General features: G+C 71.8%; 2 protein-coding genes and 1 pseudogene. 2 read left to right on the top strand and 1 reads right to left on the bottom strand.

Annotated features, from left to right (window positions below; genetic code table 11):
• Positions 1-353: 353 nt before the first annotated feature.
• Positions 354-2,165, top strand: a pseudogene (locus VFO68_RS20985) (glycoside hydrolase family 3 protein); the annotation flags it as partial.
• On the top strand, positions 2,157-2,846 hold the full coding sequence (locus tag VFO68_RS20980) for a cellulose binding domain-containing protein (protein WP_325160047.1): 690 nt from the start codon (positions 2,157-2,159) through the stop codon (positions 2,844-2,846). The pseudogene VFO68_RS20985 and the gene VFO68_RS20980, both read left to right, overlap by 9 nt.
• Before the next feature lie 77 nt (positions 2,847-2,923).
• Here the strand turns inward: VFO68_RS20980 and VFO68_RS20975 are convergent.
• Positions 2,924-3,118, bottom strand: a 195-nt coding sequence (locus VFO68_RS20975) for a hypothetical protein (RefSeq protein WP_325160046.1), incomplete at its 5' end; no start/stop codon positions are given.

Genomic DNA, 3,118 nt, shown 5'->3' with positions numbered 1-3,118 from the left:
GGCGCGAGCGGCCGCAGACCGGTGGACAGCCACCGACCGACGGAGCGACAGGGGCGCCCCACCGAGCGCCCCACCGAGCGACCCACCGAGCGACCCACCGAGCGACCCACCGAGCGGCGCGATCCGTCAGGCGGATCAGAGCGACAGGCGCTCGCGAAAGCACCCGCAGGGGACCGACCAGGTCGACACCCGGCTCAGGAAGCAGGCGGGCGTCGCCCTGTTGAGCATCAGGACATCGACACGGCACAATAGGTCTGCGGAGCTGGTCCGGGCGAGCCAGGGGTGTGGTGCACGCCCCTGACGTGACGCCGTCCCCGCTTCCGAAGGGATCCCCCGTGCTCCGCCCCCGTACCCTGGTCGCCTGTGCGGCCGCGACCGTCCTCGTGGCGGCCGGCCTCGTCGCCGGCACCGCGCCACCCGCCGCGGCCGACCACCTGCCCTATCACGACCCCACCCTGCCCGTGGCCACCCGCGTGGCCGACCTGCTCTCCCGGATGTCGCTGGACGACAAGCTCGGCCAGATGACGCAGGCCGAGCGGGCCTCGATCACCCCCAGCCAGGTCACCACGTTCCGGATCGGCTCGATCCTGTCCGGCGGCGGCTCCGCGCCCTCGCCCAACACCCCGGCCGGCTGGGCCGACATGGTCGACAACTTCCAGCGCGGCGCGCTGGCGACCCCGCTGCAGATCCCGATGATCTACGGCTCGGACGCCGTGCACGGGCACAACAACCTGCTCAACGCGACGATCTTCCCGCACAACGTCGGGCTCGGCGCCACGCGCGACCCGGCCCTGGTCGAGCAGATCGGCCGGGCCACCGCCGAGGAGGTCACCGGCAGCGGCGTGGACTGGACGTTCTCCCCCTGCCTGTGCGTGGCCCGCAACGACCGGTGGGGCCGCACGTACGAGTCGTTCGGCGAGCGGCCGGACCTGGTGAGCAGCATGGCCACGGAGATCACCGGCTACCAGGGAGCGACCCTGGGCGGCCCGGCGTCGGTGCTGGCCACGGCCAAGCACTACGTCGGCGACGGCGGCACCACCAACGGCACCGACCAGGGCAACACCCAGGTCTCCGAGGCGGAGTTGCGGGCGACCCACCTGCCCCCGTTCGCCGAGGCGATCCGGCGGGGCGTCGGCTCGGTGATGATCTCGTACAGCAGCTGGAACGGGGAGAAGCTGCACGGCCACCGGTTCCTGATCACCGACCTGCTCAAGGGCGAGCTGGGCTTCTCCGGCTTCGTGGTCTCCGACTGGAACGGCATCGACCAGATCCAGGGCGGCACGGGCTTCACCCCGGCCGAGGTCACCCAGGCGATCAACGCCGGCATCGACATGGTGATGGTGCCGACCGCGTGGCAGTCGTTCATCTCCACCCTGCGGGCGGAGGTGCAGGCCGGCCGGGTGCCGATGTCGCGGATCGACGACGCGAACCGGCGGATCCTGACCAAGAAGTTCCAACTCGGCCTGTTCGAGCGGCCGCTGGCCGACCGGTCGTACGCGTCCACGGTCGGCAGCGCCGCACACCGCGACCTGGCCCGGCGCGCGGTGGCCAAGTCGCAGGTGCTGCTGAAGAACAACGGCGTGCTGCCGCTGCGCCGCGCGGGCGGCAGGTACTTCGTGGCCGGCAAGAGCGCCGACAACATCGGCAACCAGAGCGGCGGCTGGACGATCTCCTGGCAGGGCGCCAGCGGCAACACCACGCAGGGCACGACGATCCTGCAGGGCATCCGCAACACGGTCGGCACGAACGGCACGGTGACGTACAACGCCACCGGCGCGGGCATCGACAGCTCGTACGACGCCGCGATCGCGGTGGTCGGCGAGACGCCGTACGCGGAGGGCCAGGGCGACCGGACCGGCGCGATGGGCCTGGACACGACCGACCTCAACACGATCAACACGCTGCGCGCCGCGGGCGTGCCGGTGGTCGTGGTGCTGGTCTCCGGCCGGCCGATGGACATCGCCTCCCAGTTGCCCAACTGGAGCGCGCTGATGGCCGCGTGGCTGCCCGGCACGGAGGGGCAGGGCGTGGCGGACGTGCTGTTCGGCGTGACCCAGCCGAGCGGGAAGCTGCCGTTCACGTGGATGCAGTCGGCCAGCCAGCAGCCGATCAACGACGGCGACGGCAAGGTGCCGCTGTTCGCGTACGGGTTCGGCATGATCTACGAGGGGCCGGCGGTGGACACGCAGCCGCCGACCGCGCCCGGCACCCCGGTCGCGTCGAACGTGACGTCCACGAGCGCGACGCTCACCTGGACGCCGTCGTCGGACAACATCCGGGTGACGGAGTACCGGGTGTACGAGTCGGTGGGCGCGCCGGGCGACCCGCCGCTGGTGGCCACGACCGCCACCACCTCGGCGAACCTGACCGGGCTGGCGCCGGGCTCCACGCACCCGTACTTCGTGCGGGCGTTCGACGCGGCCGGCAACGTGTCCCCGCCGTCGAACACGGTGACGGTGACCACGCCGAACAACCCGCCGCCGCCTCCCCCGCCTCCGCCGCCTCCGCCGCCTCCCCCGCCGCCGTCGACGTGCGCGGTGACGTACGCGCTCAACGACTGGGGCAACGGCGGGTTCACGGCCAACATCACGATCCGGAACACCGGCACCACGGCCATCAACGGCTGGACCCTGCGGTTCGCCTTCGGCGGGACCGGCCAGCGGCTGGACCAGGGCTGGGCCGCCACGTGGACCCAGTCCGGCGCCAACGTCACCGGCGTCAACCTGTCCTACAACGCCACCATCGCCGCCGGCGCCTCCCTCGGCGTCGGCTTCAACGGCTCCGGCGGGGCCAACCCCCGACCCACCGCCTTCACCCTCAACAACACCCCCTGCACCACCGGCTGACCCCAGTTGATCATGAGGTTAGCGGCGACATCCTGGACATACCGCGCCGCTAACCTCATGATCACGCCCGGCAGAGGCTAGGCGGTTTCGGTGACCTCGGAGTAGGGGCGGTCGTCGCGCCAGACGATCAGGATGCGGGAGTTGTGCGCGTCCGACTCGAACGAGATGCGCACCGTGGTCGACCCGTCCTGGTTCACGTCGGGCTGGAAGCCCCGGACCGGTTCCACCTCCAGCACCCGGACCTCGTCCTCCGTGATCCGCACCAGCGCCTC

Source organism: Actinophytocola sp., assembly GCF_035712165.1.
Classification (GTDB): domain Bacteria; phylum Actinomycetota; class Actinomycetes; order Mycobacteriales; family Pseudonocardiaceae; genus DASYTH01.
This window is presented reverse-complemented; position numbering and strand designations above follow the sequence as displayed.